Origin of the sequence: Stenotrophomonas maltophilia, from assembly GCF_023518235.1 — a bacterium.
Lineage (GTDB): Bacteria > Pseudomonadota > Gammaproteobacteria > Xanthomonadales > Xanthomonadaceae > Stenotrophomonas.
Window position 1 is genome coordinate 3,046,412 of record NZ_CP090423.1, and the last position, 26,110, is coordinate 3,072,521.

Annotated in this window: 26 protein-coding genes and 1 riboswitch; of the genes, 11 read left to right on the forward strand and 15 right to left on the reverse strand. The window is 66.8% G+C overall.

Annotated elements, in window-relative coordinates:
* Window positions 1-65 precede the first annotated feature (65 nt).
* Window positions 66-344 (forward strand): hypothetical protein, encoded by a 279-nt coding sequence (locus tag LZ605_RS14360; protein ID WP_249842212.1) that lies wholly within the window; start codon window positions 66-68, stop codon window positions 342-344.
* Window positions 311-1,099, forward strand: a complete 789-nt coding sequence (locus tag LZ605_RS14365; protein WP_249842213.1) for a zinc-dependent peptidase — start codon at window positions 311-313, stop codon at window positions 1,097-1,099. The genes LZ605_RS14360 and LZ605_RS14365 overlap by 34 nt, the downstream gene beginning before the upstream one ends.
* 36 nt (window positions 1,100-1,135) lie before the next feature.
* On the opposite strand, the gene LZ605_RS14370 is transcribed toward LZ605_RS14365, so the two are convergent.
* From LZ605_RS14370 to dusA, 4 genes are all read right to left on the reverse strand, one after another.
* A complete protein-coding gene (locus LZ605_RS14370; RefSeq protein WP_057498644.1) occupies window positions 1,136-2,560 on the reverse strand; it encodes an ATP-binding protein in 1,425 nt (474 codons plus the stop codon).
* Window positions 2,561-2,585: 25 nt separating this feature from the next.
* Window positions 2,586-3,269 carry a response regulator transcription factor gene (locus LZ605_RS14375; protein WP_004136763.1) on the reverse strand — a complete coding sequence of 228 codons (684 nt, stop codon included), beginning with the start codon at window positions 3,267-3,269 and terminating at the stop codon, window positions 2,586-2,588.
* Between the two features lie 73 nt (window positions 3,270-3,342).
* Entirely contained in the window at window positions 3,343-3,717 is a 375-nt protein-coding gene (locus tag LZ605_RS14380) for a hypothetical protein (RefSeq protein WP_249842214.1), read from the reverse strand.
* A 212-nt stretch (window positions 3,718-3,929) separates the two neighbouring features.
* The gene (gene dusA / locus LZ605_RS14385; RefSeq protein ID WP_249842215.1) at window positions 3,930-4,961 is read right to left on the reverse strand and encodes a tRNA dihydrouridine(20/20a) synthase DusA; all 1,032 of its coding nucleotides are present in this window, start codon (window positions 4,959-4,961) and stop codon (window positions 3,930-3,932) included.
* A 192-nt stretch (window positions 4,962-5,153) separates the two neighbouring features.
* Between dusA and LZ605_RS14390 the strand changes: the two genes are divergently transcribed.
* Both LZ605_RS14390 and LZ605_RS14395 read left to right on the forward strand, forming a co-directional pair.
* Entirely contained in the window at window positions 5,154-5,396 is a 243-nt protein-coding gene (locus tag LZ605_RS14390; RefSeq protein WP_249842216.1) for a hypothetical protein, read from the forward strand.
* A 12-nt stretch (window positions 5,397-5,408) separates the two neighbouring features.
* A complete protein-coding gene (locus tag LZ605_RS14395) occupies window positions 5,409-6,305 on the forward strand; it encodes a hypothetical protein (RefSeq protein WP_249842217.1) in 897 nt (298 codons plus the stop codon).
* A 145-nt stretch (window positions 6,306-6,450) separates the two neighbouring features.
* On the opposite strand, the gene LZ605_RS14400 is transcribed toward LZ605_RS14395, so the two are convergent.
* Window positions 6,451-7,905 (reverse strand): SulP family inorganic anion transporter, encoded by a 1,455-nt coding sequence (locus tag LZ605_RS14400; protein ID WP_249842218.1) that lies wholly within the window; start codon window positions 7,903-7,905, stop codon window positions 6,451-6,453.
* A 208-nt stretch (window positions 7,906-8,113) separates the two neighbouring features.
* Here LZ605_RS14400 and LZ605_RS14405 point away from each other — a divergent pair, with 208 nt between their 5' ends.
* Entirely contained in the window at window positions 8,114-9,094 is a 981-nt protein-coding gene (locus tag LZ605_RS14405) for a cation diffusion facilitator family transporter (RefSeq protein WP_249842219.1), read from the forward strand.
* On the opposite strand, the gene LZ605_RS14410 is transcribed toward LZ605_RS14405, so the two are convergent.
* Together LZ605_RS14410 and LZ605_RS14415 are read right to left on the reverse strand one after the other, a co-directional pair.
* On the reverse strand, window positions 9,091-10,023 hold the full coding sequence (locus LZ605_RS14410; RefSeq protein WP_249842220.1) for a hypothetical protein: 933 nt from the start codon (window positions 10,021-10,023) through the stop codon (window positions 9,091-9,093). The genes LZ605_RS14405 and LZ605_RS14410 overlap by 4 nt on opposite strands.
* Window positions 10,024-10,037: 14 nt before the next feature.
* The gene (locus tag LZ605_RS14415; RefSeq protein ID WP_249842221.1) at window positions 10,038-10,235 is read right to left on the reverse strand and encodes a hypothetical protein; all 198 of its coding nucleotides are present in this window, start codon (window positions 10,233-10,235) and stop codon (window positions 10,038-10,040) included.
* A gap of 261 nt (window positions 10,236-10,496) precedes the next feature.
* On the opposite strand from LZ605_RS14415, the gene LZ605_RS14420 reads away from it, so the two are divergent.
* Window positions 10,497-10,928, forward strand: coding sequence for an organic hydroperoxide resistance protein (locus tag LZ605_RS14420; protein WP_249844919.1), 432 nt, complete (start codon window positions 10,497-10,499; stop codon window positions 10,926-10,928).
* Window positions 10,929-11,075: 147 nt separating this feature from the next.
* Here the strand turns inward: LZ605_RS14420 and mmsB are convergent, their stop codons facing one another.
* Genes mmsB through LZ605_RS14445 form a run of 5 tightly spaced genes read right to left on the reverse strand, consistent with a single transcriptional unit; the run spans window position 11,076 to window position 16,615 of the window.
* The gene (mmsB, locus tag LZ605_RS14425; RefSeq protein ID WP_249842222.1) at window positions 11,076-11,966 is read right to left on the reverse strand and encodes a 3-hydroxyisobutyrate dehydrogenase; all 891 of its coding nucleotides are present in this window, start codon (window positions 11,964-11,966) and stop codon (window positions 11,076-11,078) included.
* Window positions 11,963-13,138, reverse strand: a complete 1,176-nt coding sequence (locus LZ605_RS14430; RefSeq protein ID WP_249842223.1) for an enoyl-CoA hydratase/isomerase family protein — start codon at window positions 13,136-13,138, stop codon at window positions 11,963-11,965. The genes mmsB and LZ605_RS14430 overlap by 4 nt, the downstream gene beginning before the upstream one ends.
* The gene (locus LZ605_RS14435) at window positions 13,135-13,932 is read right to left on the reverse strand and encodes an enoyl-CoA hydratase (protein ID WP_249842224.1); all 798 of its coding nucleotides are present in this window, start codon (window positions 13,930-13,932) and stop codon (window positions 13,135-13,137) included. Before LZ605_RS14435 ends, LZ605_RS14430 begins: the two co-directional genes overlap by 4 nt.
* Window positions 13,929-15,095, reverse strand: a complete 1,167-nt coding sequence (locus tag LZ605_RS14440; RefSeq protein ID WP_249842225.1) for an acyl-CoA dehydrogenase family protein — start codon at window positions 15,093-15,095, stop codon at window positions 13,929-13,931. Before LZ605_RS14440 ends, LZ605_RS14435 begins: the two co-directional genes overlap by 4 nt.
* A 14-nt stretch (window positions 15,096-15,109) precedes the next feature.
* Window positions 15,110-16,615: a CoA-acylating methylmalonate-semialdehyde dehydrogenase gene (locus tag LZ605_RS14445; protein ID WP_249842226.1), complete on the reverse strand. Its 1,506-nt coding sequence runs from the start codon at window positions 16,613-16,615 to the stop codon at window positions 15,110-15,112.
* Between the two features lie 114 nt (window positions 16,616-16,729).
* Here LZ605_RS14445 and LZ605_RS14450 point away from each other — a divergent pair, with 114 nt between their 5' ends.
* Both LZ605_RS14450 and LZ605_RS14455 read left to right on the forward strand, forming a co-directional pair.
* Window positions 16,730-18,097: a helix-turn-helix domain-containing protein gene (locus LZ605_RS14450; protein WP_249842227.1), complete on the forward strand. Its 1,368-nt coding sequence runs from the start codon at window positions 16,730-16,732 to the stop codon at window positions 18,095-18,097.
* 123 nt (window positions 18,098-18,220) lie between these two features.
* A complete protein-coding gene (locus LZ605_RS14455; protein WP_249842228.1) occupies window positions 18,221-19,174 on the forward strand; it encodes a DUF1028 domain-containing protein in 954 nt (317 codons plus the stop codon).
* A 90-nt stretch (window positions 19,175-19,264) separates the two neighbouring features.
* Here the strand turns inward: LZ605_RS14455 and LZ605_RS14460 are convergent, their stop codons facing one another.
* A complete protein-coding gene (locus tag LZ605_RS14460; RefSeq protein WP_279919747.1) occupies window positions 19,265-21,139 on the reverse strand; it encodes a patatin-like phospholipase family protein in 1,875 nt (624 codons plus the stop codon).
* A 131-nt stretch (window positions 21,140-21,270) separates the two neighbouring features.
* Window positions 21,271-21,464: riboswitch (cobalamin riboswitch) on the forward strand.
* A gap of 192 nt (window positions 21,465-21,656) precedes the next feature.
* Between LZ605_RS14460 and LZ605_RS14465 the strand changes: the two genes are divergently transcribed.
* Window positions 21,657-22,328 (forward strand): epoxyqueuosine reductase QueH, encoded by a 672-nt coding sequence (locus tag LZ605_RS14465; RefSeq protein WP_249842229.1) that lies wholly within the window; start codon window positions 21,657-21,659, stop codon window positions 22,326-22,328.
* A gap of 56 nt (window positions 22,329-22,384) precedes the next feature.
* Entirely contained in the window at window positions 22,385-23,011 is a 627-nt protein-coding gene (gene pncA, locus LZ605_RS14470) for a bifunctional nicotinamidase/pyrazinamidase (RefSeq protein WP_249842230.1), read from the forward strand.
* A 27-nt stretch (window positions 23,012-23,038) separates the two neighbouring features.
* Here pncA and purU read toward each other — a convergent pair whose 3' ends face one another.
* Window positions 23,039-23,890: a formyltetrahydrofolate deformylase gene (gene purU, locus LZ605_RS14475; protein ID WP_249844921.1), complete on the reverse strand. Its 852-nt coding sequence runs from the start codon at window positions 23,888-23,890 to the stop codon at window positions 23,039-23,041.
* A 114-nt stretch (window positions 23,891-24,004) separates the two neighbouring features.
* Between purU and LZ605_RS14480 the strand changes: the two genes are divergently transcribed.
* Window positions 24,005-24,916 (forward strand): LysR family transcriptional regulator, encoded by a 912-nt coding sequence (locus LZ605_RS14480; RefSeq protein ID WP_249842231.1) that lies wholly within the window; start codon window positions 24,005-24,007, stop codon window positions 24,914-24,916.
* A 3-nt stretch (window positions 24,917-24,919) separates the two neighbouring features.
* Here the strand turns inward: LZ605_RS14480 and LZ605_RS14485 are convergent, their stop codons facing one another.
* A complete protein-coding gene (locus LZ605_RS14485; protein WP_249842232.1) occupies window positions 24,920-26,020 on the reverse strand; it encodes an NADH:flavin oxidoreductase/NADH oxidase in 1,101 nt (366 codons plus the stop codon).
* Between the last annotated feature and the right edge of the window lie 90 nt (window positions 26,021-26,110).

Here is a 26,110-nt window from a genome sequence, read left to right on the forward strand (position 1 = left end):
TCCAACGGAGCGCCGGGTTCGGGCTAGAATCGGGAACTCACCCTCCCTTAACGTGGATGTCGTCAATGCGCCGTTATGCCCATTGCCTGATCCTGCTGACGATGCCCTTCGCGGCGTCTGCAACGGCAGCGCTGGACGACAGCCGCGGAGCGTGTGTGTCCTCCAACGGCGATGCGGCCTCGCAGCGCGCACCGACCGCCACGGCATCGGCCGCCCCGCCCAAGCCGGCGGCGGTACGCCCGGCCGCCAACACCAGCACCGGCGGCGGTGGCAGCGACGACGACGTGCTGCAGCGCATCCGCGCCCCGAAGTGGCACAGCTACCTGCCGGGAATGTTCCGCTGATCAAGTCGTTGCTGCAGTGGCTGCGGCCTGCGCCGCGGCCGATTGACGATGCGCTTTGGGATGACGCCTGCCGCCGCGCGGCCTGGCTGCACGGCCTCGACGATGCGCGCCGCATGCGCCTGCGCACGCTGGCCACGCGCTTCCTGCATGAGAAGACCCTCACCCCGATCGGCGAGTTGCAGTTGCAGCCCGGCGATGGCGTGCTGCTGGCCGCGCTGTGCTGCCTGCCGTTGCTGGAATTTGGTGAGGTGGGGCTGGAAGGTTGGTCACAGCTGATCATCTATCCCGATGCGTTCCGTGTGCACCGCAGCCACCTGGATGCGGCCGGCGTGCTGCACGAATGGGATGACGAGCTGATTGGCGAATCGTGGGACAGTGGTCCGCTGATCCTGTCCTGGGCCGATGTGCAGGCCGACCTTGATGCGCCGCACGAGGGTTACTGCGTGGCGGTACATGAGATGGTGCACAAGCTGGATGCGCTGGATGGCGCGATGGACGGCACGCCGCCGCTGCCGCGCGAATGGCAGCGTGAGTGGGCGGCCATCTTCCAGCGCGCCTACGATGCGTTCTGCGCGCAGGTGGATGCGGGCGAAGAAGTGCTGATCGATCCGTATGCGGCCGAAGCGCCGGAAGAATTCTTCGCGGTGGCCAGCGAGTACCACTTCTCCGCACCGGATCTGCTGCAGCAGGCGTTGCCGGAAGTGGCCGCGCAGCTGCGGCGGTTGTATGGCGAGCCGCCGAAGATGGCCGGTTGATTCATCCGTACGCCGGGCCATGCCCGGCGACGTTGATTAGGGCCCCGGGGGCAGGCGCACTTCGAAACGGGCGCCGCCCAGTTCGCTGGAACGGCCCACGGCCAGTTCACCACGGTAATCCTTGATCAGGTCCTGCACGATCGACAGGCCGATGCCGTGCCCCTGCACGCGCTCGTCGCCACGCACGCCACGCTGCAACACCTTGCCGATGTCATCCGGGGCGATGCCGGGGCCGTCATCGTCCACCGCCAGCAGCAGGCCGGCACGGCGCGCATTCGGTGCCGGCAGCGGCTGTGCGGTCAGCAGCACGCGGCGCTTGGCCCACTTGAAGGCGTTTTCCAGCAGGTTGCCCAGCAGCTCCTGCAGGTCACCCGGCTCGCCGTGGAAGCGCGCGGCCGGGTCGATGTCGAATTCGCACAGCACGCCCTTGGCCGCATAGACCTTCTCCAGGCCACGCACGATTTCCTCGGCGTTGGATTCGATCGGCAACGGTGCGGAGAACAGCTTGTGGCCCGAGGAGGCCGCGCGCGCCAGCTGGTAGGACACCAGGTTGTTCATGCGTTGCAGCTGCACGTCCAGTTCCTCGCGCAGCGCGCCATCGCCGGCACCGCTGTCCATCTGCGTGCGCAGCACCGCAATGGGGGTCTTCAGGCTGTGCGCGAGGTCGGCCAGGGTGTTGCGCTGGCGTTCGAGGTTCTCGCGCTCGCTCTCAATGAAGGCGTTGATGCTGTCGGTCAGCGGCTCCAGCTCGCGTGGGTGGCGCTCGCTCATGCGCTCGGTCTCGCCGCGCTGGACCTTGGTCAGCTCGGTGATCACCCGGCGCAGCGGGCGCAGGCTCCACTGCAGGATGACGGTCTGCAGCAGCAGCAGGATCAGGCCGATGCCGCCCAGGTAGAACCAGACACGGCCGCGGAACACACGCAGCTGCGCACCCAGCGCGCGCGAGTCTTCCATCACGTAGATGGTGTACGGGAATTCGGTGGCCGGATCGGCGTCGGCATCCCACACCAGGCCCAGGCCATAGCGGTACACCGAGCCCTGGCTGCCGTCGATCTGGATCATCGGCAGCGGGCCTTCGAACACTTCCTGGCGCGGTGCCAGCAGGCCGCCGCCGGCGGTGGGCAGCATCGGGCCTTCGGCCGACATCGAATTGCCCTTGCCGTGCGGCATCACCACCTGCAGGTACAGGCCGCTGCCGGGCACGTCGAAGCGCGAATCCGGCGGCTGCTCGCGGATGTACAGGGAGCGGTCGCGGGTGAAATCGATGCCGGCCGCGTAGGCGGTGGCGTAATTCTTCAGGCGCTCGCGCAGGTTCGCCTTGGCCGTATCGGCAAAGGCGGCGTCAAGCGCATAACCGGCCAGCGCCAGGAACGCGACCAGGCCCACGGACGCGGCAAGCATCTGGCGCGCCTGCAGGGAGCGCGGCCGCCAGCGTCGGAAGAACCACAGACGGCCGGACATCATGGTGTCGCCAGGCGGAGCCGGCTCAGCCCTCGTTGCGCGGGATCGCGAAACGGTAGCCGCGACCGCGCACGGTCTCGATCGGCTTCAGTTCGCCATCCGGGTCCAGCTTCTTGCGCAGGCGGCCGATGAACACTTCCAGCACGTTCGAGTCGCGGTCGAAGTCCTGCTGGTAGATGTGCTCGGTGAGGTCGGCCTTGGAGACCAGTTCACCGGCATGCATCATCAGGTACTCCAGCACCTTGTACTCGTAGCTGGTCAGGTCGACATTGCTGCCGGCCACGCTGACCGTCTGCGCTGCCAGATCCAGGGCAACCGGGCCGCATTCCAGGGTCGGCTTGCTCCAGCCGGCCGCGCGGCGCAGCAGCGCGTTGACGCGGGCCAGCAGCTCTTCGACGTGGAACGGCTTGACCAGGTAATCGTCGGCGCCCTGCTTCAGGCCCTCGACCTTGTCCTGCCAGCTCGAACGCGCGGTCAGGATCAGCACCGGGAACTTCTTGCCTTCGTCACGCAGGGCCTTGATCAGCTCCATGCCCGACATCTTGGGCAGGCCGAGGTCGATGATGCCGACATCGAACGGCACTTCACGGCCCATGTAGAGGCCTTCCTCGCCGTCCTGCGCAGCATCGACGGCAAAGCCTTCGCGCTTGAGCCGGGCTGCCAGGGTCTCACGCAGCGGGGCTTCGTCTTCGACCAGAAGGATACGCATGAACTCTCCCTAGTGTCCTGGGTGTGGCCCGGAGGCCTGTGGGGTACGGGTTGATAGCGACAACTATCCCTGTTCAGGGGTTATCGCCGCGTAGTGATGACATATCCGACCGCGGCGTGCGCGGCTGTGAACGCGACGGGGCGGGGTCGTCCATGTAGCGGACCCGGCCCCGGTCGTCCATGTACTTCACCCGGTTGATGTCACGCCCATCGAACGGCACGCGCTCGGCGCCGAGGATGTGGCCGCCGGTGGTGCGCTGCACACGGCGCACGGCATCGGACAGCGAGCGCTCGTCGCCACGGCCACCGCGCTCGCCCCGCTCCATCATCTCCGCGCGCCCCTGATCGCCACGCGGCGGCTGTTGCGCCAGCGCCGAAGACAGCGGCGCAGCCGCCAGCACCACGCAGATGGCCAGGGCAATGCGGCAATGGAAGGGAGCGGAAGACATCGATGCGATCCTAGCCGAGCACGGCGATTCGTTCAAAAGTCGTAAATCCGGGAGCCGGGTGCGGGACCCGGCCTTTACAATTCCTTTGCAAATTCTTGGTTTAGGGCAGTGAATCCGATCTGAACTTTTCCGGGTGATGCCGCGAGTCGTTCATCTAGGTGAACATTCGGGACGAAAGCGCTGGCCTTGTCAAGTCAGGAATGTGACGAGCATCACGCTGCGGCGCGATCGGCATCGCGTTCGGTGACCGCCAGCGCCTGCTCGACCAGGGTCCAATCCGCACCCGGGCGGTGTGCGCCCTCGCTCAGCACCTGGCGGAACGCGCGGCCACCGGGCTGGCCGTGGAACAGGCCCAGCAGGTGGCGGGTGATGTGCTTGAGCGCCAGACCTTCGGCCAGCCGCGCTTCCACGTAGGGGCGCAGCGCGCGCAACAGGTCGCCACGCGGCTGCAGGGGGGCGCCGGTGTGCAGCGCCTCCAGCTGATGCAGCAGGTAGGGGTCGTGGTAGGCCGCGCGGCCCAGCATCACGCCATCGACGTGCGCGGCCTGCGCCTGCACCGCCTCGATGCTGGCCAGGCCGCCGTTGATCACCACCGGCAGTGCCGGGCGCTCCTGCTTGAGGCGGTAGGCCCAGTCGTACTTCAGCGGCGGAACCTCGCGGTTCTCCTTCGGCGACAGGCCCTTGAGCCAGGCATTGCGCGCATGCACCACGACCATGCTGGCACCGGCGGCGACCTGGCGGTCGACGAAGGCGGCGAACACGTCGTAATCGTTGTCTTCGTCCACGCCCAGGCGGCATTTCACCGTCACCGGGATGTCGACCGCATCGACCATCGCCGCCACGCACTCGGCCACCAGCACCGGCTCGCGCATCAGGCAGGCGCCGAAACGCCCGGCCTGCACGCGGTCGGACGGGCAGCCGCAGTTGAGGTTCACTTCGTCGTAGCCCCACTCGGCGGCGATGCGTGCGGCCTGTGCCAGCAGCGCCGGATCGCTGCCACCGAGCTGCAGCGCCAGCGGCTGTTCGCTTGCATCGAAGCCGAGCAGGCGCTCGCGGTCGCCGTGGATGACCGCGTTGGCGTGCACCATCTCGGTGTACAGCCGCGCGCCCGGCGCCAGCACGCGATGGAACACGCGGCAATGGCGGTCGGTCCAGTCCATCATCGGGGCAACGGACAGGCGCAGGGAATCGGCGTAACGGGCGGTGGCGGACGTCATCGGAGTGTTGATCGTGGAGACTGGCATTGCCAGTGAGATCAATAGTTTACACCGGGTGGCTGAATGACGCCGGGGCGTCAGGCGATGTGCGAAGCGTCGGTGCCCCATTGCCGGTGTGGCACACGCCCGCCACCTCATCAAATACGAATGCGAAGTGATATCATTTGAGCGCCGCATAACGATGTGCGGCATGGATGTCCCAAGCAAACGGAACATGTAATGCAGCAACGCACCTATATCGAACTGGTCCTGGAGTTGTTCGGCTTCATCAGCCTGTGCATGGCGATGACGACCTCCGGCACCCCGGTGCTGGTTTTTGGTCTCACGACCATCCTGCTCACGGTATGGATACCCTTCCAACGGCGCGAGATTCATCGCTTCACCCGCGCCGTGTCGATTGCGCTGGTCATTGCGTCAGTAGCCAGGATCGTCATTCATTTCCTACCCAATCCATCCATCTAGGAATCGAATTCGATGAGGCTGTTCCGATACGCCACTGCGGTTGCGTTGTTGCTCTGTGCGCAGGGAGCGCACGCGCAGGTGAAGCAGATACAAGATATCCCGTGCGAAGGGTGTTCATACGCTCAGATGCAGGCGGCCGCGCTGTCGGACGTCGACGTCGGCGGTGCACTGGTAACCAGTATTTCCACTGGAGAGATACGGAAGTTCGTCATCCTGTGGGATCGCAGGATCCAGGAGCTGCCGATCGAACAGGACCTGGAAGACTACTTCGTAGCCCTGGTCCGCTTCTGGCACGCGAATGGGCGCAGCCTTGAAATGAACTACGACGTTGCATCGAACACGTGGAGACTCCCCCAGCAAGCGATGGCGACTGCACGCGTGCGACGGGCACTGGCGGCTCCCGCCGCAGACCGGCCGGTTCCGGCAACCGTATACGATGCATTGCAGAGCCCGGCCAGGATGAACAACGCGATCGAGCAGTTGAATGCCTCCTGGCTCGCCCGCGGGTATGCGGCGCACATGACGTTCGTCAATTCGGTGAGGGGAAAGAACATCTCGCTGACTGCGGGCCGCCCGGTGACTACCCTGAACTTCGCCGATGGTTCCAGGATCAAGGCCTCCTACGACATCGAGATGAAAAGCTGGGCGCCCATTCCCGGCACCGGCCGCGACGTTCACGGGAACCCGGTTCCAGAGACCAAAGCAGACGTTGCCAAGGACGGCAAGCCGGTGGTGTACGAGTTCCCCGGTGGCATCACCAGTGACGCCTACATGGACTTCAGTCGCTACCTCTTCGATCTGGGCGTGCGCCCCAACATCGGCCCGGGCGACAACCAGATGATCTGCACCAGCGAAGTAATGGACGCCGACATGCGGGTGGAGGTCAGGTGCATGGGCCGCAGGCACTGATGCAACAACGCGGGTGACCGCCGCTGCGGTCACCCGGATGCCCCCGGTCGAATCAAAGGCAGATGCCAGTGCATGCCCTGGCATCTGCCGAAGCGCTTATGGACCCATGCTCCAGCACAGATGGCGGCGATTGATGAGTGCGAACTCAGTGTCCGCCGCCGCGTCCACCCACCTGCTCGATCAACGTCCGGCTGGCGGCATTGAGCCCCACCACCGCTACCTCGGCGCCATGCGCGGCCAGTTTTTCCTGCGCGCGCTCCAGTGCGGCCACGGCGGTCAGATCCCATAGATGGGCATCGCGCAGATCAATCTGCACCTTCGGTGCCACGTGCTGGTAGTCAAACGTCGCGCCCAGCTGGCCGGCGGAAGCAAAGAACACCTGGCCGCGCACGCGGTAGACCTGCGTGTCGCCGGCCTCCTCGCGCTGCACCTCCAGCAAGCGGCCGACCTTGCGCGCGAAGAACAGCGCCGACAGCAGCACGCCGCTGAGCACGCCCTTGGCCAGGTCGTGGGTGGCCACGGTGACCACCACAGTCAGCAGCATCACCGCCGACGAACTGCGTGGATGGGTGCGCAGGTCGCGCAGCGAGCGCCAGCTGAAGGTGCCGATGCTGACCATGATCATCACCGCCACCAGCGCCGCCATCGGAATCTGCCGCACCAGGTCGCTGCCGTACACCACCAGCACCAGCAGCAGCACGCCGGCCACCAGGCAGGACAGGCGGCCACGGCCACCGGAGGTCACGTTGATGATCGACTGGCCGATCATCGCGCAGCCGGCCATGCCGCCGAGGAAGCCGGTGACCGTGTTGGCCACGCCCTGGCCGACGCATTCGCGGTTGCGCTCGCTGGGGGTTTCGGTGATGTCCTCGACGATCTGCAGGGTCATCATCGATTCGAGCAGGCCGACCACCGCCAGCGTGGCCGACACCGGCAACAGAATGCGCAGCGTTTCCCAGGTGAGCGGTACGTCGGGAATGAGGAAGTACGGCAGGCTGTCGGGCAGCTGGCCCATGTCGCCGACGCTGCGCACGTCGATGCCGAAGCCGATCACCACGGCAGTGAGCACCACGATCGCCACCAGCGGCGACGGCACCACCCGGGTGATGCGCGGCAGCAGGTAGATGATCGCCAGCGCGGCCGCACACAGCACGTACACGGCCGGGCCGCGGCCAACCAGCTCGGGCAGCTGGGCGAGGAAGATCAGGATCGCCAGCGCGTTGACGAAGCCGGTGATGACCGAGCGCGAGACGAAGCGCATCAGCGAACCCAGCCTGAACACGCCGGCCAGCACCTGCAGCAGGCCTGCCAGGATGCTGGCGGCGAACAGGTACTGCACGCCGTGGTCCTTGACCAGATCGATCATCACCAGCGCCATTGCGCCGGTGGCGGCGGAGATCATGCCCGGACGGCCGCCGGCAATGGCGGTGATCACCGCAATGGAGAACGCGGCATACAGGCCGACCTTGGGGTCGACACCGGCGATGAGCGAGAAGGCGATGGCCTCGGGAATCAGGGCCAGGGCGACGACGATGCCGGACAGCAGGTCGCCACGGAGGTTGCCGAGCCATTGCTGGCGCAGCGGATAGGACGTTTGCATGGGAAAACTCCGCGCACACGCGGGCGTGGCCGCGAGGCGCTGCAGTGGAGGGACACGGGTTCCTGAGCCGGGCGGGCCGGCTGCCGAGGTACGGCAAGGGTCAGGGTGGCGTGATCACTGCAGGGCGGGGTGGGTGCGTGGGAGGGGCGCAGTCTACGGGAAGTGGCTACATGAGGGTAGCGCGGTCAGCCGCGAAAGGCAGCGAAGCATGGCTCCGCTCTACAATCCAGGCATGGCCAATGACCGCGCGCACTTCTTCGACCCCACCACCGAGCAGGGCGTGCTGCGCCTGTCGATCGCCGGCGCACTGCTGCTGGCGGTGGCCGCGGTGGTGTTCGGCCTGCTGGCCAATTCCTCGCTGATCATCTTCGATGGCATCTACGGGCTGATCGACGTGGTGATGACCTGGCTGTCGCTGCTGGTGGCGCGGCTGATTGCGCTGTCCACCAATACCGATGCGCTGCAGTCGCGGCTCAACCAGCGCTTCACCATGGGCTTCTGGCACCTGGAGCCGATCGTGCTGGGGGTCAGCGGCACGCTGATGATCGGTGCGGCGCTGTATGCGCTGGTCAATGCGGTGGATGCGCTGATGTCCGGCGGCCGCCACATCGCGCTGGGCCCGGCGATCATCTTCGCCGGCCTGTCGCTGGTGGCCGAGACTGCACTGGGTTGGTTCGTGCTGCGCGCCAACCGCCGCATCGGTTCGGAATTCATCGCACTGGACGCGAAGAACTGGGTGGTGGCGGCCAGCATGTCGGCCTGCTATCTGCTCGCCTTCCTCGGCGGCGTGCTGGTGCAGGGCACGTCGTGGGCATGGGTAGGGCCGTACATCGATCCGGCCATCCTCGCCTTTGTCTGCGTGCTGGTGATGATCGCCCCGCTCGGCACCGTGCGCCGGGCACTGGCCGGCATCCTGCTGGTCACCCCGCCGGAACTGCAGGCGCACGTGGATGCGGTGGCACGCGGCATCGTTGCCAAGCATGGCTTTGTCGAGCACCGCAGCTATGTGGCGCAGGTCGGCCGTGGCGAGCAGATCGAGCTGTTCTTCGTGGTGCCGGAGAACGACCCGCCCCGGCCACTGGTGGAATGGGACCAGCTGCGCGACGAGATCGGCGAGGCGCTGGGCGAGGCCTCGCCGGACCGCTGGCTGACCATCCTGTTCACCACCGACCGTGAGTGGACGATCTAGGCCGGCTGTCTTTCGCTCGGCAGATCTACGGATCGGGATTTAAGACGTATGCGAGGCTTCGTTGAAGGCCCTGTCGGGGCGCTGCATGTTTCCGTTGAGGGAAAATCAAACGCACTGGAATCGAAGAGCGTGCCCCAAGCAATGTCGTCAACACGAATCACCCGGTTCAGATTTCCGGATGCCTGGCCCGACTGCAGGACTGCACCGTAAACAACCGACTTGACGACTTGGTTGCTGGCACCATCTCTGTAACCCGTCCAGATGGGAGCGATCATCACAAAATCAGGTACTGCCGTAGTCACTTTGATCTGGGTCACGAATCCGACGATCACCTTGCCATCGCGCATCTGCAGCATTACTGATCGTGAGGTATCCCCTGCGTCGAGCGAGAAAAGCTCGATTGTCCGGAATCTTTGCAGGACCGCGATCATGCTAGGCAGCCGCCACCACTGCGTCCATGACACAGCACACAAAGTACTAGTCAAAACGCTCTTCGCGACTCTGCACGTGAAGAGGGCCGGACCAGGGACCGAACGCTGCGAATCGCCCAGCAGTGCGCGCCAGAGGATCTCGCTCATCAGGTCATAATTTCCACGATGGTAGAGCCACCGCGCTGCCAGTGATTCGTCGACAAAGAAATTACTGAGCGCAATAAGCGCACCTGCAAGCACCAATGTTCCCAAAGCGGTTCCGACATAGGGAAACGGGGCGATGGAGTAAAGCGTTTCGCCCAGCAACTGCCCCAGCCAAGCCTTCTTGGCGAAATAGCATGAGATCCGGCTAGCTACCAACAGCATCAATCCAGATAGAGATGCATGCAGAAGCAATTGTTCTTTGCTCAGCCGTACTGTCGAATACGCACGTATGTTGCTCCGGGCCAGAACAAGATAGCCAGCCAGCAAAGGAAGCAGCAGCAGGTTGAAGGGCATCTAGCTCTACCCGCTCAGCGCGCAGGCGGCACCTTTTTCGTCAACTTCAATGCACGTTCAAGCGAACTCTTGCCACCTGTCGAATTCAGGAATCCAACCAGATCCAGCTTCAAGTTTCGCTCGTGAGCGGACACATGAGTACCCTGCCTGCTGATCTGGGCATCCAGCAACTTCAGTACTTCGCTGATGTCACGTTGATGGCTCTTGCTCACCCGAATCTCCTTGTCCGACGCTGGCAGCGCGTCCCTCAATGGAAGTCATGCTAGCAGGGTCGAATGTCGGTCGACGAGATGACTACGACAAACGCAGGCGGAGTTAAACCGCGCTTGCGGAAGCGTGCACTCGATCACCCCCTGCTGTCCGATAACGCCACACAGGACTATTGATCAAATATTCAGGATTTTAAGTGACCAAAAATCCCAAAAATTTAGGCAGAGTAGCTCCAACGAAACACCCACCCACCGACCAGGAGCATCCCGACGTCCATCGAAAAGGTTCTGTACACCGCCCAGGCCACCTCCACCGGCGGCCGTGAAGGCCGTTCCGTCTCCTCCGACAACGTGCTGGACATCCAGCTGTCGACCCCGCGCGAGCTGGGCGGCGCCGGTGGCCCGGGCACCAACCCGGAACAGCTGTTCGCCGCCGGTTATTCGGCCTGCTTCCTGGGCGCGCTGAAGTTCGTGGCCGGCCAGGCCAAGGTCGCGCTGCCGGCCGACACCACCGTCACCGGCAAGGTCGGCATCGGCCAGATCCCGACCGGTTTCGGCATTGAAGCGGAGCTGACCATCAACGTGCCGGGCGTACCGCACGAGCAGGTGGAAGAGCTGGTGCAGAAGGCCCACATCGTCTGCCCGTACTCCAATGCCACCCGCGGCAACATCGACGTGACGCTGATCGTTGCCTGATGCGGTGCTGCCGGCCAGCGGCCGGCACTACCAACGTGAAGAGAAAAAAATGGGCGGATGCCGGTCGAAACCGGGCATCCGCCCATCCCACCTTCGTTGTCCCACGCGGGGGCATGAGGTTGCCGGCCAGCGGCCGGCACTACCCGGTCACTTCTCGCTGGTGATCAGCTGCACGACGCTGGAGAAATCCAGCTTGCCGCGACCGGCCTGGTGATTCATCGAGTACAGGTTGCGGGCCACTTCGCCCAGCGGAATCGAGGCGCCGACGCTCATCGCCGCTTCCACCGCCAGGCCCATGTCCTTGAGCATCAGATCGCTGCCGAAGCCACCGCTGTAGCCACGCGAGGCCGGTGCATTTTCCAGCACGCCCGGCCACGGGTTGCACACTTCGGTGGCCCAGCTGCGGCCGGTGCTGACGGCCATCATCTGCGACAGCACCTTCGGGTCCAGGCCGTGCGCCACGCCCAGCGCGATGGCTTCACCGGTCACCGCCATGATCACGCCCAGTGCCATGTTGTTGCACAGCTTGGCGACCTGGCCGGCGCCGCTGGCACCCACATGGAAGATGTTCCTGCCCATCGCCTGCAGCACCGGGCGCGCGCGTTCCAGCGCGTCCTCTTCACCACCGACGATGAAGGTCAGGGTGCCGGCCTGGGCACCGGCGGTACCGCCGGACACCGGCGCGTCGATCATCTGCAGGCCGCGCGCGGCAGCCGCTTCCGAAACTTTGCGGGCGCTGGCCGGGGCGATGGTGCTGCAGTCGATGACCAGCGCACCGGGCGGGATCGCGGCGAGGATGCCGTCATCGCCCAGGTACACGCCTTCGACATGGCGGCTGGCCGGCAGCATCGAGATCACGACCTCGGCATCGGCGAGAGTTTCGCGCGCCGATGCGGCCGCGCTGGCACCGGCATCGACGGCGGCCTGCACCGCGGCGGGCACCAGATCGAACACGCGCACGCTGTGGCCGTTCTTGACCAGATTGGCGGCCATCGGGCCGCCCATGTTGCCCAACCCGATGAATGCAATGCGGCTCATGCCAGGCTCCTTTCAGCAAGGGGAGTTCCCAGGTCGGCCAGCGGATGTGCGGCCTCGGACCAGGGCGAAACAAAGAAGGTGTCGGCCCACGCGCCGGTGGCATCGGCCAGGGCGGCCGGGTTCCACTGCGGGTTGCGGTCCTTGTCGATCAGCAGCGCGCGGATGCCCTCGGCGAAATCGCCGTGGGCGGCGCAGTGCAGTGCGGCGATGTATTCCAGACGGTACACGCTGGCCAGGTCCTGGCCGGCGCTGCGGCGCTGCAGCTCGAAGGCCAGCCGCGCCGAGCCCGGCGCGCCAGCGGCGAGCGTCTTCTGCGCGGCCTGCAGCCAGGCATCGTCGGTCTGCAAAGCGCCGATGCGCGCGATGATTGCAGGCAGGTCATCGCCTGCGCACAACGCATCAACCTGCGCAGCATGGGCCAGCAGCGGGCCAGTGGCGGCATCGCTGGCATGCGACTGCAACAGATGGCTGAGGCGTTGGTGGTTGTGCGCGGCATCGCTGGACCAGGCCACCTGCAGCAGCGCGTCGAACACCGCGCTGCGGCGTTCTTCGGCCACGTGCACGTCGGCCAGCCCGGCATAGATGGCGTCACCCGGGTTGAGCAGCGCGCCGGTCAGGGCCAGGAACAGGCCGCCCTTGCCGGGCACGCGCGGCAGCAACCAGCTGCCACCGACATCGGGGAACAGGCCGACGGTGATTTCCGGGAAGGCCAGCTTGGAACGCTCGCTGACCACACGATGGCTGGCCCCGGACATCAGACCGATGCCGCCGCCCATCACGATGCCATGGCCCCAGCACAGGATCGGCTTGGCGTAGGTGTGGATGAGGTAATCGACGCGGTATTCGACATCGAAGAACTCGGCGGCATAGCCGTTGTCGCGGATATCGCTGCGGCCTTCTTCGCGGAAGGCGACCATGGCCTTGTACAGGCTGTGCAGGTCGCCGCCGGCGCAGAAGGCCTTCTCGCCAGCGCCCTGCAGCACCACCATGGCGATGCCATCGTCGTCGGCCCAGGCATTCAACTGCTTCAGCAGCAGGTGCGCCATCGGCAGCGAGAAACCATTGAGCGTACGCGGCGCATTGAGCGTGGCGATGCCGATGCGCGTGCCGTTGCCGGCCACGCGCTCTTCGAACAGCACCGGTGCGTCGTCGGCAACGGTGTCGGTGCTCATGCGTTCTTCCACTGTGCGGCGCGCTTTTCCAGGAAGGCAGTCACGCCCTCGACCTGGTCGGCGGTGTCGAACAGGTCGACGAACGCTTCGCGCTCGGCCACCAGCGCCGAGGCGTGGGTGCCGGTGCGGGTGGACTGCACCAGGGTCTTGCAGGCGGCAATGCTGGTCGGGCTCTGCTTGCCGGCCTTCTTTGCCCATTCCAGCGCCAGCGCCTTGGCTTCGCCCTTGCCGACCTTTTCTTCGGCCAGGCCGATGCGCAGTGCGGTCTCGGCGTTGATGCGCTCGCCGAGCAGGATCATGCGCTTGGCCCAGCCCTCGCCGACCAGGCGCGGCAGGTTCTGGGTGCCACCGGCGCACGGCAGCAGGCCGACGGTGGCCTCTGGCAGCGCGACCTGGGCGTGCTCTTCGATGATGCGCAGGTCGCAGGCCAGCGCGCACTCCAGGCCGCCGCCCATCGCATAGCCGTTGATGGCGGCAATCGACACGCCACGGAAAGCGGACAGCGCTTCGAAGGCTTCACCGAAACGGCGTGCAGCCTCGCGTGCGGCGGCCTTGTCGCCGGAGGCGAACTGGTTGAGGTCGGCGCCAGCGGAGAAGAACTTCTCGCCGTCACCGGTGATCACCAGCGCGTAGATCCCGCGGTCTGCGTTGAGCGCGCCCACCAGGTCGCGCAGCGCCGACAGGCTGTGCACGGTCCAGGTGTGTGCCGGCGGGTTGTGCAGGGTGACCACGGCGGTGTGGCCATCGGCCTCGACCTTCAGGCCCACGTGCTCCTGGGTACGCCAATCCTTCATCGCAGTTCCTCTTCGGTGTTGAGCAGGTGACGGGCAACGATCACCCGCATGATCTCGTTGGTGCCTTCCAGGATCTGGTGCACGCGGCAGTCACGCAGCAGGCGCTCGATCGGGTATTCGCGGATGTAGCCGTAGCCACCGTGGATCTGCAGCGCTTCGTTGCAGACGTTGAAACCGGCATCGGTGGCGAAGCGCTTGGCCATCGCACACCACACGTTGGCATCGCTGGCACCGGCATCGAGCTTGCGCGCGGCGGTGTGCACCATCTGCCGCGCGGCCACCAGTTCGATGGCCATGTCGGCCAGCTTGAACTGCAGCGCCTGGAACTCGGCCAGCGCCTTGCCGAACTGGCGGCGCTCGCCCATGTAGCGGCGCGCGGCATCCAGTGCGCCCTGCGCAGCACCCAGCGAGCAGGCGGCGATGTTGATGCGACCGCCGTCCAGCCCCTTCATTGCCAGCTTGAAGCCGCCGCCTTCCTCTCCCAGAAGGTGGCTGACCGGCACGCGGACGTTTTCAAAGGTGATGCCACGGGTGGGCTGGCTGTTCCAGCCCATCTTCTCTTCCTTGCGGCCGAAGCTGACGCCCGGCAGGTCCGACGGCACCGCGATGGCGCTGACCCCGCCGGCACCGGCACCGCCGGTACGCGCCATCACCACCAGCAGTTCGGTGGCACCGGCGCCGGAGATGAAGGCCTTGGCGCCGTTCAACACGAAGTGGTCGCCGTCGCGCACCGCCGTGGTCTTCAGCGAGGCTGCATCGGAACCGGCGCCCGGTTCGGTCAGGCAGTACGAGGCCAGCTTGCTACCCGAGGACAGATCGGTGCCCCATGCTTCGCGCAGGGCCGGCTGGCCCCACTTGGACACCATCCACGAGGCCATGTTGTGGATGCTGATGTAGGCCGCGGTTGACGGATCGACGTTGGCGAGCTCCTCGATGACGACGGCGGCGTCCAGTCGGCTCAGGCCGCTGCCGCCCACTTCCGGATCCATGTACAGACCGCAGAAGCCCAGTTCACCGGCCTTGGCGATCGCCTCGCGCGGAAAGATGCCCTCCGCATCCCATCGCGCGGCGTGCGGCGCCAGTTCGGCCTGTGCGAAGTCGCGCGCAGCCTCGCGGTACGCTTGCTGTGCTTCTTCCAGTTCCGTCGTCATCGAGTGGCTCATGGCTGCTCCTGCCGTTACTTCAGGCTGATCGTGGTGTTGACGCCGTGGCTCAGCGTTTCGTCATCGAACCAGCGCGCGGTGACCGTCTTGGTCTGGGTGTAGAACAGCACCACCTGCTTGCCGTACGGGCCCAGGTCGCCCAGCTTGGAGGCGCGCGAACCGGTGAACGAGAACAGCGGCACCGGCACCGGGATCGGCACGTTGATGCCGACCTGACCGACGTCGATGTCTTCCTGGAACTTGCGTGCGGCCGCGCCGGACTGGGTGAACAGTGCGGTGCCGTTGCCGTTGGGGTTGCTGTTGACCATCGCGATGGCGTCTTCCAGCGTTTCCGCTTCGAGGATGACCAGCACCGGCCCGAAGATTTCTTCCTGGTAGATGCGCATGTCGGTGGTGACACCGGCAAAGATGGTCGGGCCGACGAAGTTGCCCTTCTCGAAGCCATCCACCTGCGGCTTGCGGCCATCGAGTACCAGCTTGGCGCCCTGCTCCACGCCCGAGGCGATCAGGCCTTCAACGCGCTCGCGGGCGCTGCAGGAAATGACCGGGCCGACATCGGTGCCGGACACGGTGCCGCCGCTGACCTTGAGGGTCTTGGCCTTGCTGACCAGGTCCTGCACCCAGTTGCGTGCTTCACCGACCAGCACCAGGGTGGAGGCGGCCATGCAGCGCTGGCCAGCGGCACCGAAGGCGGCGCCGACCATGGCGTTGAGGGTCTGCTCCTTGTTGGCGTCCGGCAGCACCACGGCGTGGTTCTTGGCGCCCATCATGCACTGCACGCGCTTGCCGGCCAGCGAGGCACGGTTGTAGACGTGGGTGCCGACACGGGTGGAACCGACGAACGACACCGCCTTGATGTCCGGGTGGTCGCAGATGGCGTTGACCACTTCCTCGCCACCGTGGACGACGTTGAGCACGCCCTTGGGAATGCCGGCTTCCAGCGCCAGTTCCACCAGGCGCATGGTCACCATCGGGTCCTGTTCGGACGGCTTGAGGATGAAGGTGTTGCCGGTGGCGATCGCCATCGGGAACATCCACAGCGGGATCATCGCCGGGAAGTTGAACGGGGTGATGCCGGCGCAGACGCCCAGCGGCTGCATGATCGTGTAGGTGTCCACGCCATTGGCCACGTTGTTGGCCAGTTCGCCCAGCTGCAGGTTGCCGATGGCGGCGGCGTGCTCGACCACTTCCAGGCCGCGGAACACATCGCCTTCGGCGTCGGGCAGGGTCTTGCCCTGTTCGGCGGTGAGGATGTGGGCCAGCTCGCTCATGTTCTCGCGGATCAGCTGCTGGTACTTCAGGAAGATGCGCGCGCGGGTGCCGATCGGGGTCTTGCGCCAGGTCTTGAAGGCTTCCTTGGCGGCAGCGACGGCGGCGTCCACTTCACCGGCGGTGGCGAACGGCACCTGGGCCAGGACGTCCTGGGTGGCCGGATTGACCACATCCTGCCAGTGGGAGGTGGCCGATTCGATGAACTGGCCATCGATCAGCATGCGGATACGGGGCGCTGCAACAGTCATGACGACAATCCCACGGGCTCGAAAGATGCTTGGCATTATTCACAGCGCTCACCTCGATTTCCGGCCTGAATCCGCTTAATCTGGCCAACACGCCAGACGATTCCTGTTAATTCTGTGAATTATTCAGCTGCCCAGCGACAACTCGGCCTGCGCCTGCTGCGGCTGCGCGAACAGCGCGGCTACAGCCAGGCCGATCTGGCGCGGGCGCTGGGGCTGTCGGCCAGTTATCTGAACCAGATCGAGCGCAACAAACGCCCGCTGACCCCGGCCGTGCAGAAGAAGCTGGGCCAGGTATTGGGCGACGTTTCCGCGCTTTTCGACGAAGATGAGCCCGCCGCGTTGCAGGAGGCGCTGGGGGAAACCCTGCGCGACCTGGGCCTGGCCGAGGTCAGCGCCACCGAACTGCGCGCATTAGCCGGCAACCTGCCGCAGGTCAGCCGCGCCCTGCTCGATCTGCACCGCCGCCATCTGGCGCTGCGCGAGCATGCCGCCGCACTGGAGTTCCAGCTCGGCGAGCCGGGGGCCGGCAGCACCCTGCCGGCCGGCGACCAGGTGCGCGAGTTCTTCAACCGCATGCACAACCACATTCCCGAACTGGACGAGCTGGCCGAACGCCTGTTCGCCGAGTGGGGATTGTCGCCCGGGCACGTGGCGCCGCGCCTGCGCCAATTGCTGGCCGACCGCCACGGGGTGCTGGTGGAAGTGGCCGCGCTGCAGGCCGGGCGCGAGAAGCGCCAGTACGACGCCGGTACACGACGATTGTGGCTGCCCGATTATCTGGAACCGGGCCAGCAGGCGTTCCAGATGGCGGCCGAGCTGGCCCTGCACGGCTACCTGCCGCAGATCGATGCGGTGGTGGCGCGTGCCGGTTTCAACGATGAGGCGCGCATCGCGCAGGCGCGGGTGGGTCTTTCGAACTATTTCGCCGGTGCGCTGGTGATGCCGTACATGCGTTTCCTGCGTGCGGCCGAAGCCAGCAACTATGACATCGAGCTGCTGGCGCACCAGTTCGGCGTGGGCTTCGAGGCGGTCTGCCACCGCTTGAGTACGCTGGCACGGCGCAGTGCGCCGGGCCTGCCGTTCTTCTTCATCCGCGTGGACCGCGCGGGCAATGTGTCCAAGCGTCATTCGGCCACCGACTTCCACTTCTCGCAGGTGGGCGGCTCGTGCCCGCTGTGGATCGTGTACGAGGCATTCAACCAGCCCGGGCGCATCCTCACCCAGACCGCGCGCATGCCCGATGGCCGCCGCCATTTCTGGCTGGCGCGGCAGGTCAGCAGCGGACCGGTGGGACATGGCCAGCCGCGCAAGACCTTCGCCGTGGCGCTGGGCTGCGACCTGCAGCACGCCGAGCGGCTGGTGTATTCGCTGGGGCTGGATGTGCAGAGCCCGGGCAACTCGGTGTCGATCGGCCCGGGCTGCCGGGTGTGCCCGCGCGAGGACTGCATGCAGCGCGCGTTCGCGCAGTTGCCGGGGCGTTGATGCCGTTGGGGTCAGATCCCTTTTGCCCTGCAAAAGGGATCTGACCCCATGACGGGATGCGCGGGACTAAACCTTTCGTGCGCCGGCTGCATCCCAATCGGGATGCCCGCCCTGGAGACACCCATGTTCCTGCTACGCCCTTGCCTGGCCCTGCTGCTCGCTGCCGTCTGCGCACCGGCGTGGGCGACGTTTTCCATCGTGGCCTGCAACGAGGCCGGCGACTGCGGCGTGGCAGTGGCCACGCACAACCTGGCGGTCGGTGGCGTGGGTGTGCCGTGGGCGCAGGCAAAGGTCGGTGCCGTCGCCAGCCAGTTCGAAACCAATCCGACCTACGGGTCGAAGGGCCTCGCATTGCTGGCCAAGGGCCGCACGCCTGCGCAGGTGCTCAAGCAACTGCTCGATGAAGACGGCGACTTCGATGGCACCACGCTGGCCGAGCGCCAGGTGGGACTGGTCAGCGCGCGCGGCGGCAATGCGCAGTACACCGGTGCCAGCGCACGACAGACGGACTGGGCCGGTGCATACGGTGAGGGCATGCTCAGCGTGCAGGGCAACGGCCTGGCCGGGCTGGAGGTGCTGGCCACCATGCAACGCAGCTTCCAGGCATCACACGGCGCACTGGCGGCGCGCCTGCTGGCGGCACTTGAAGCCGGCCAGGCGGCGGGGGGCCAACGCAGCGGGCAATGGTCGGCGGCGTTGCTGGTGCGCACCCCCGGCGGCGACTGGCAGGACACCGACCTGCGCGTGGACGCCGATCCACGCGCGGTAGCGCGGCTGCGCGAGCTGTACGACATGCGCCTGTCCAACGACGCGATCATCCGTGCCGAGCAACGCTGGGAGAAAGGCGATGTGGCCGGTGCGCGCGCCGCGCTGGCGACGTCGCTGTCGCTGGCACACGGCTGGGACCGCACCTGGGCCCGGGCTGCGCGGCTGGCCATGCGCCAGGGCGATGCCGCGCTGGCACGCGAGTATCTGGCCGGCCTGCGCACGCTCAACCCGGGCTGGGTAAAGCAGGAGCTGGCATTGCCGCTGTATGCGCCGCTGCAGGGTGATGCGGTGGTGGAGGCGTGGCGCTGAGGCGCGCCGGGGAGGGGTCAGATCCGTTTTCCTGGGGAAAACGGATCCGACCCCGATTGCCCTCGAGGCGGGGATCTACCGAGCATCGACTCAGTAGATCGGCGTCACCTTCATCTGCGGCAGTGGCCGCGGCGCCCCATCGGTGAGGTCGGGGCCGAGGTCATCCCAGCTGCGGCCCTGTTCGACCATCAGCCCCCACAGCTGCTGTGACCCCAACCGTTTGTCCTCCGAGCCCAGCTTGTACGACGGTGGTGCCGGCACGCCGCTGGCGACCATCGAATAGGCTGCGCGATATGCCAGTACCTGCTGCGCCGGATCATCGGTACGCGCCACTTCCAGCGTGTAGCGCTGGTAGGCCGAGGCCAGGTTGCGCCAGCGGATCCAGTAGTGGTTCTCGAATGAGAACGCACAGAAGCGTGCACCGGCCAGGCTGCCCTTGTCGGCAATGCGGGTCAGCACCTCCTGCGGCATGTCCAGGTTCATTCCCCCCTCGTCACCCTGCAGGCTGACGTGCACGATGCGGTCGCGGTAGCCCGGCGCCCGTGCCTGCAGCAGGTCGCGCCAGTTCTGCATGGTCGCCACCACCGCGAACAGGAAGCGGCCCAGTTCGGCGGCGGCCAACGGCGTGGCGATCGACTGGTAGGTGCGCTGCCAGCCGTGACGGTTTTCGGTGGGCAGGAACACGGCGTGTTCCAGCGCCTGGCGGTCGCTGCCACCGTGACCGACGGCCTCGGCATGCTGCGGATAGACCAGATTGATGGCGAAGGTCGGCCAGCGCGGCAGCGCGGCGTCGAACAGATGGATCGGGAAGTTGCTGCTGATGCCGCCGTCGGAGAACCAGCAGATGCGGAAGGCGGTGATCACCGGTCCACAGGCCTGCCCCGCACTGGTCAACCCTTCCATGCTGTCGGCGACGTTGTGCTCCGGGTCGGCTGCCGCGGCCGTCGGCTCGCAGCGTCGCTCGCGGCGCGACGGCTCATGCAACGGCACCGCACTGATCAACAGCGGGAAGCTCAGGCTCATGCGCGTGGCCACCAGCACCGGCAGCTGCGGGCCCTGCGGCAGGCGGTGATAGTGCCGCCCGTCCACCTCCAGCGGCGGCCCGGCGTGGTCCACCAGCCACTGCACCACGCTGGCCGGGAACAGCTGCGCAAACTCCTCGCGCAGGAACCAGAACTGCGCCCCGCCCAGCGGCAGCGTGCGCGGCTCGTTGTGCGAGACACAGGTGGTGATCATCTGCAGGCTGATCGCATGCGGGCTGTCGGGCTCACCGGCGTAGCGCGGCGCGTCGTGCAGGTCGGCGAAGGTCAACGGCGCGTCCAGTGCCTTGCCCGACAGCTGCTGCAGGCAGGTGTGCAGCCACTCGGTCAGTGCCGGCCTGGAGCGGTCACGCCCCAGACCACTGCACAGGCCCAGCAGGTTGCGCCGCGCCACCCGCGCCACCCGCAGCGCAGCGCCGGCCACACCCGCCCCGTACGCGCACAGCAGCGACGGCACCAGCGTGGCCGCCATGCCGCTCCAGCCACCGCCCCACCACCCCAGGCCAAGCAGCAGCGCCAGCGAGACCAGCACTTCCAGCGGTGCAATGGTGAACACCGCGATGGCCAGGCACAGCAGCTTGCGCGGCAGGCCGGCATTGCCGGTAAGGACCACCAGCAGCCGGTATGCCGCACGCGCACCGCGTGCAGGCTGGAACAGCCGATAGATGAAGCCGCGCTGCGACAGCTGCGCCGACACCGCCGACAGTCCGTTGTAGCCGGCGTCATCGGGCAGGTGCTCGCCGGCCTGCTGGCGACGATCGCCGCAGGCCGCCGCCGCCGCCACTGCAGCGGCAATGGCGCCCGCCGAGGTACCGCCGATGCTCTTGAAGCGGTATTCGCGGGCCAGCGCGAGTACCGCATTGGGATACACGATGCCGCTGGTGATGCCGCCCTTCATGACCAGATCGCAATATTTGTCTGCCACACGCCCTCTCCCGTCCGCTGGTGTCCAGTATGGCAAGGGACGCTCTCACAACCTGAGAAGTGAGCCACACCACTGCACGGACTTCGGTCCTTGACCATTGCCGCCAACCGGTCCACCGTGCACACGCCGAAGGTATCCCTGCCCTCGCTCCGGCAAAGGCAGGGATTTGAACGGGAATCCGGTGAAGGCGCCTTGCGCGCCCATTCCGGAGCTGCCCCGCAGCGGTGAATGGAAACGAATCCTGCCAACAGCACTGGGCTCACGCCTGGGAAGCGGCAGGGAGTAGGAGGGCTTCGGCCCGTGTCCATCAGCCCGAAGACCGGCCCCGGCCGGGGGACACGACCGTCCCCTGATTCGACCTGGACTCTCCGCGGGGAGGGTGCCGGGGCTGTCGTTGTCCTGCGCACGCGGGCAGCGCGGTCGCGCGCGTCCTTTCCACGGTATCCGGTCAGACCCGTTCCCCACGCCCTGAGGCAGGGGCCGTCGCCGTTGCCGGCGGCCCCTGCGGTACCTGACGATGACCGAACTCCAACGCCCCACCCTGACCCTGCCCGCCGACGGCAAGCGCCTGCTGCTGCATTCCTGCTGCGCGCCCTGTTCGGGCGAAGTGATGGAGGCGATCACTGCCTCCGGGATCGACTATGCGATCTTCTTCTACAACCCCAACATCCACCCGGTGAAGGAATACGAGCTGCGCAAGCAGGAGAACATCCGCTTCGCGCAGCAGCACGGCATTCCGTTCATCGACTGCGACTACGACACCGACAACTGGTTCAGCCGCGCGCGCGGCATGGAGAACGAACCCGAGCGCGGCATCCGCTGCACGATGTGCTTCGACATGCGTTTCGAGCGCACCGCGCTGTACGCGCATGAACATGGCTACGACACCATCAGTTCGTCGCTGGGCATCTCGCGCTGGAAGAACATGGCGCAGATCAACGACTGCGGCATCCGCGCCGCCTCGCGCTACGAGGGCCTGCAGTACTGGGACTACAACTGGCGCAAGGGCGGTGGTGCCAGCCGCATGGTCGAGATCAGCAAGCGCGAGCAGTTCTACCAGCAGGAATACTGTGGCTGCGTGTACTCGCTGCGCGATGCCAACCGCCACCGCCGTGAAACCGGCCGCGAGCGGATCAAGATCGGCCTGCTGTACTACGGGCAGGACGCTGAGCCGGCGCAGGGCGATTGACGTGCGCCCGGGGGGCGGCCACGCTGGTCGCCCCTTCAGTTTGTAGTGGATCTGCCATGACTGCCCTGCCCGCCGATGTCGCCCTGCTGGTGATCGACCTGCAGCCGGACTTCATGCCCGGCGGCGCACTGGCCTGCGACCAGGGCGATGCACTGGTGGCGCCGATCAACGCGCTGCTGGCGCAGCGCCACTACCGCACGGTGGTGGCCACCCAGGACTGGCACCCGGCCGACCATGCCTCGTTCGCCAGCCAGCATCCCGGCCAGCGCCCGTTCGAGACCATCCTGCTGCACGCACAGCCGCAGACCCTGTGGCCCGACCACTGCGTGCAAGGCAGCGAAGGCGCCGTGCTGCACCCCGGCGTGGACTGGACCTCGGCCGACCTGATCCTGCGCAAGGGCACGCGCCAACAGGTGGATTCGTACAGCGCCTTCCGCGAAAACCATGGCCCCGACGGCGAGCGCCCGGCCACCGGCCTGGCCGGTTGGCTGCACGAGCGCCGCATCCGCGAGGTGCACGTGTGCGGCCTGGCGCGTGACTACTGCGTGCTGTGGAGCGCGCAGGACGCGGTGAAATCCGGCTTCCGGGTGAAGTTCCTGTGGGAGCTGACCCGGCCGGTGACCGAGGCCAACGACGCGATGGTGCGCGAGGCGCTGGGCAAGGCGGGGATTGCGGTGATCTGAGCAATGACCGCCGGGCATGGCCCGGCACTACCGGAATACGACCGTGCGATGCCCGTTGAGCAGGATGCGGTGCTCCACATGGCGGCGCACCGCGCGTGCCAGCACCTGCGACTCGGTATCGCTGCCCAGCCGCACCAGCTCGCGCGGCGCCATCGCATGGTCGACGCGGGCCACGTCCTGTTCGATGATCGGGCCTTCGTCCAGATCCTCGGTTACGTAGTGCGCGGTGGCACCAATGATCTTGACCCCGCGCGCGTGCGCCTGGTGGTACGGCTGCGCGCCCTTGAAGCTGGGCAGGAAGCTGTGGTGGATGTTGATCGCACGGCCAGCCAATGCGCGGCACAGCGTGGGTGACAGGATCTGCATGTAGCGCGCCAGCACCACCAGATCGACGCGTTCGCGCTCGACCAGATCGATGATCTGCTGCTCCTGTACCGCGCGCGTTTCCGCGTTCACCGGCAGGTGATGGAACGGCACCTGATAGGACGCGGCCAGCGGCGCGAAGTCGGCGTGATTGGACGCCACTGCGGCGATGTCCACCTTCAGCTGGCCACTGTGGGCGCGGAACAGCAGATCGTTCAGGCAATGCCCCTGCTTGCTGACCAGCACCAGCAGGCGCGCACGGCGGCGACCGTCGTGCAGCTGCCAGTCCATGCCGAAGTCGGCCGCCAAGGTGGCCATCGCGGCGTGCACGGTGTCCAGCGGCAGGCTCGCGTCGCGGTCGAAATGCACGCGCAGGAAGAAGCGGCCGCTCTCCTCGTCACCGAACTGCTGGGCGTCGAGGATGTTGCAACCGTGGTCGAACAACAGGCCGGACACACGATAGACGATGCCGGTACGGTCGGGGCAGGACAGGGTGAGGATGGAATCGGGGCGCATCGTCGCAGTGTAGGCCAGCAGGGTGTTGATCGGATCGATGGTCACCGATGCAACCGAAGGGCTTGGTTCTGTCCCAAGCGATACTTGGCCGATCCCATGGCAAGCTGGTCGGTCATGAACCTGTTGCAACTGATCCGCAGCTTCACCCGCACCGCAGAGACCGGCAGTATTGCCGCTGCGGCCCGCACCCTTGGCATCAGCGCCACCGCCGTCGGCCAGAACATCAACCGGCTCGAGGCCCATCTGGGCGTACGGCTGCTGAACCGCAGCACGCGACAGCTGGCACTCAGCGAGGCCGGTGCGTTGTATCTGGCGCAGGTGCGGCACATCGAAGCCGACCTGGCACGCGCGCAGGCGATGGTCACCGCTGGCGATATCGAACCGGCCGGGCCGCTGCGCATCGCCAGCAGCAGCGCGTTCGGTCGCCATGTACTGGCGCCGTTGCTGCCCTCGCTGCAACAGCGCTACCCGCAGCTGCAGCTGGAGCTGCGCCTGAATGACCGCGCCGTACAGCATGGCCCGGAGGCGGTGGATGCCAGCATCCGCATCGGTGCGCAGCTGGAGGATGGCGTGGTCGCACGGCAACTGGCGCGCGTGCCGTTCGTGTTCTGCGCTGCGCCGGCCTACCTGCAGGCGCACGGTACCCCGCAACGCCCCGCCGATCTGGGCAGCCATCGCGGCCTGCTGCACCGCTTCCCGACCGATGGCCGGCCGCTGCGCTGGGGCCTGCTGAAGGACGGCCAGCGCGTGGACGCCGCGCTGCCGCCCAGCATGGTCTGCGATGACATCGATGCGCTGGCCGCTCTGGCCGCCGCCGGGGCCGGCATCACCCGGCTGGCCGCGTTCGTGGCCGAACCCTATCTGCGTGACGGCCGCCTGCGTGCGGTGTTCGACACCGACAGCGCATGGCGCCCGGAACCGATGGACGTCTACTTCTGCGTCAGCGACCGCCGCGACTTCACCGCCAAGATCCGCGCGCTGTTCGAACACCTGCAGGCCGGCCTGGCGCCGGCCTGGCGGGTGTGAGCCTCAGCGGGTCTTGAACACGCCGCGTGCATCGCGCGGTTCGCAGCGCAGGTACTGCGGCGCCGGTAGCACGCTCTCGCGCAGTGCGGCGGCGGCGTGCCACGGCCAACGCGGGTCGTAGAGGATGCCGCGCGCCAACGCCACAGCATCGGCATGGCGGTGGCGCAGGATCGACTCGGCCTGCTCCGGCTCGGTGATCATGCCCACGGCGATGACCGGCATGCGCACCTTGGCCTTGATCGCCGCCGCGAACGGCACCTGGTAGCCCGGGCCGACGGCGATCTTCTGGCGCTCATCCAGCCCGCCGCTGGAAACGTGCAGGAAATTGCAGCCGCGTGCGTCCAGGACCTGCGCCAGTGCTTCGCTCTGCACCAGGTCCCAGCCACCTTCGACCCAGTCGCTGGCGGACAGGCGCACACCCACCGCGACCTTGTCCGACACCGCTGCGCGCACCGCGTCGAACACTTCCACCAGCAGGCGCAGGCGGTTCGGCAGCGAGCCACCGTAGCCATCGGTGCGACGGTTGCTCAGCGGCGACAGGAACTGGTGCAGCAGGTAACCGTGCGCGGCATGCAGCTCGATCAGCTCGAAGCCCAGGCGCTCGGCGCGCACCGCGCTGGCGGCGAAGGCGGCGACGACCTCGGCGATGCCGGCCTCGTCCAGTGCCTGCGGCGCGGGATCGGCGGCATGGAACGGCAGCGGCGACGGTGCCACCGTGGGCCAGCCGCGGGCATCGTCGGCCGGCAGCTGGCCACCGCCGTCCCACGGCCGCTTCACCGAGGCCTTGCGCCCGGCGTGGCCGAGCTGGATGCCCAGCGGCATCGGCGACCAGCGGCGGACGCTGGCCAGCACCTGCGCCAGCGCAGCCTCGGTGCCGTCGTCCCACAGCCCCAGATCGGCCCAGCTGATGCGACCGCGTGGTTCGACCGCGGTGGCTTCCAGGATCAGCAGGCCGGCGCCGGACTGCGCCAGGTTGCCCAGATGCATGGCGTGCCAGTCGCTGGCGCGGCCGTCTTCGGCGGAGTACTGGCACATCGGCGCGATGACGATGCGGTTGGACAGGGTGAGGGGGCCGAGCGAGATCGGCGAAAACAGCTGGGTCACGGCAATGCGGGGGCAAGCGGATGGGGGAGCGTATTGCACCGCCGCACGGCCTGCGAATCAACCGTGTGGATGGATCGCTGTTTCGCGGGG

Coding starts and splice junctions, on each gene's coding strand:
- LZ605_RS14360 (WP_249842212.1), top strand. CDS start 66: ATGCGCCGTTATGCCCATTGCCTGATCCTGCTGACGATGCCCTTCGCG.
- LZ605_RS14370 (WP_057498644.1), bottom strand. CDS start 2,560: ATGTCCGGCCGTCTGTGGTTCTTCCGACGCTGGCGGCCGCGCTCCCTG.
- LZ605_RS14375 (WP_004136763.1), bottom strand. CDS start 3,269: ATGCGTATCCTTCTGGTCGAAGACGAAGCCCCGCTGCGTGAGACCCTG.
- LZ605_RS14380 (WP_249842214.1), bottom strand. CDS start 3,717: ATGTCTTCCGCTCCCTTCCATTGCCGCATTGCCCTGGCCATCTGCGTG.
- dusA (WP_249842215.1), bottom strand. CDS start 4,961: ATGCCAGTCTCCACGATCAACACTCCGATGACGTCCGCCACCGCCCGT.
- LZ605_RS14390 (WP_249842216.1), top strand. CDS start 5,154: ATGCAGCAACGCACCTATATCGAACTGGTCCTGGAGTTGTTCGGCTTC.
- LZ605_RS14395 (WP_249842217.1), top strand. CDS start 5,409: ATGAGGCTGTTCCGATACGCCACTGCGGTTGCGTTGTTGCTCTGTGCG.
- LZ605_RS14400 (WP_249842218.1), bottom strand. CDS start 7,905: ATGCAAACGTCCTATCCGCTGCGCCAGCAATGGCTCGGCAACCTCCGT.
- LZ605_RS14405 (WP_249842219.1), top strand. CDS start 8,114: ATGGCTCCGCTCTACAATCCAGGCATGGCCAATGACCGCGCGCACTTC.
- LZ605_RS14410 (WP_249842220.1), bottom strand. CDS start 10,023: ATGCCCTTCAACCTGCTGCTGCTTCCTTTGCTGGCTGGCTATCTTGTT.
- mmsB (WP_249842222.1), bottom strand. CDS start 11,966: ATGAGCCGCATTGCATTCATCGGGTTGGGCAACATGGGCGGCCCGATG.
- LZ605_RS14430 (WP_249842223.1), bottom strand. CDS start 13,138: ATGAGCACCGACACCGTTGCCGACGACGCACCGGTGCTGTTCGAAGAG.
- LZ605_RS14435 (WP_249842224.1), bottom strand. CDS start 13,932: ATGAAGGATTGGCGTACCCAGGAGCACGTGGGCCTGAAGGTCGAGGCC.
- LZ605_RS14440 (WP_249842225.1), bottom strand. CDS start 15,095: ATGAGCCACTCGATGACGACGGAACTGGAAGAAGCACAGCAAGCGTAC.
- LZ605_RS14445 (WP_249842226.1), bottom strand. CDS start 16,615: ATGACTGTTGCAGCGCCCCGTATCCGCATGCTGATCGATGGCCAGTTC.
- LZ605_RS14455 (WP_249842228.1), top strand. CDS start 18,221: ATGTTCCTGCTACGCCCTTGCCTGGCCCTGCTGCTCGCTGCCGTCTGC.
- LZ605_RS14465 (WP_249842229.1), top strand. CDS start 21,657: ATGACCGAACTCCAACGCCCCACCCTGACCCTGCCCGCCGACGGCAAG.
- pncA (WP_249842230.1), top strand. CDS start 22,385: ATGACTGCCCTGCCCGCCGATGTCGCCCTGCTGGTGATCGACCTGCAG.
- purU (WP_249844921.1), bottom strand. CDS start 23,890: ATGCGCCCCGATTCCATCCTCACCCTGTCCTGCCCCGACCGTACCGGC.
- LZ605_RS14480 (WP_249842231.1), top strand. CDS start 24,005: ATGAACCTGTTGCAACTGATCCGCAGCTTCACCCGCACCGCAGAGACC.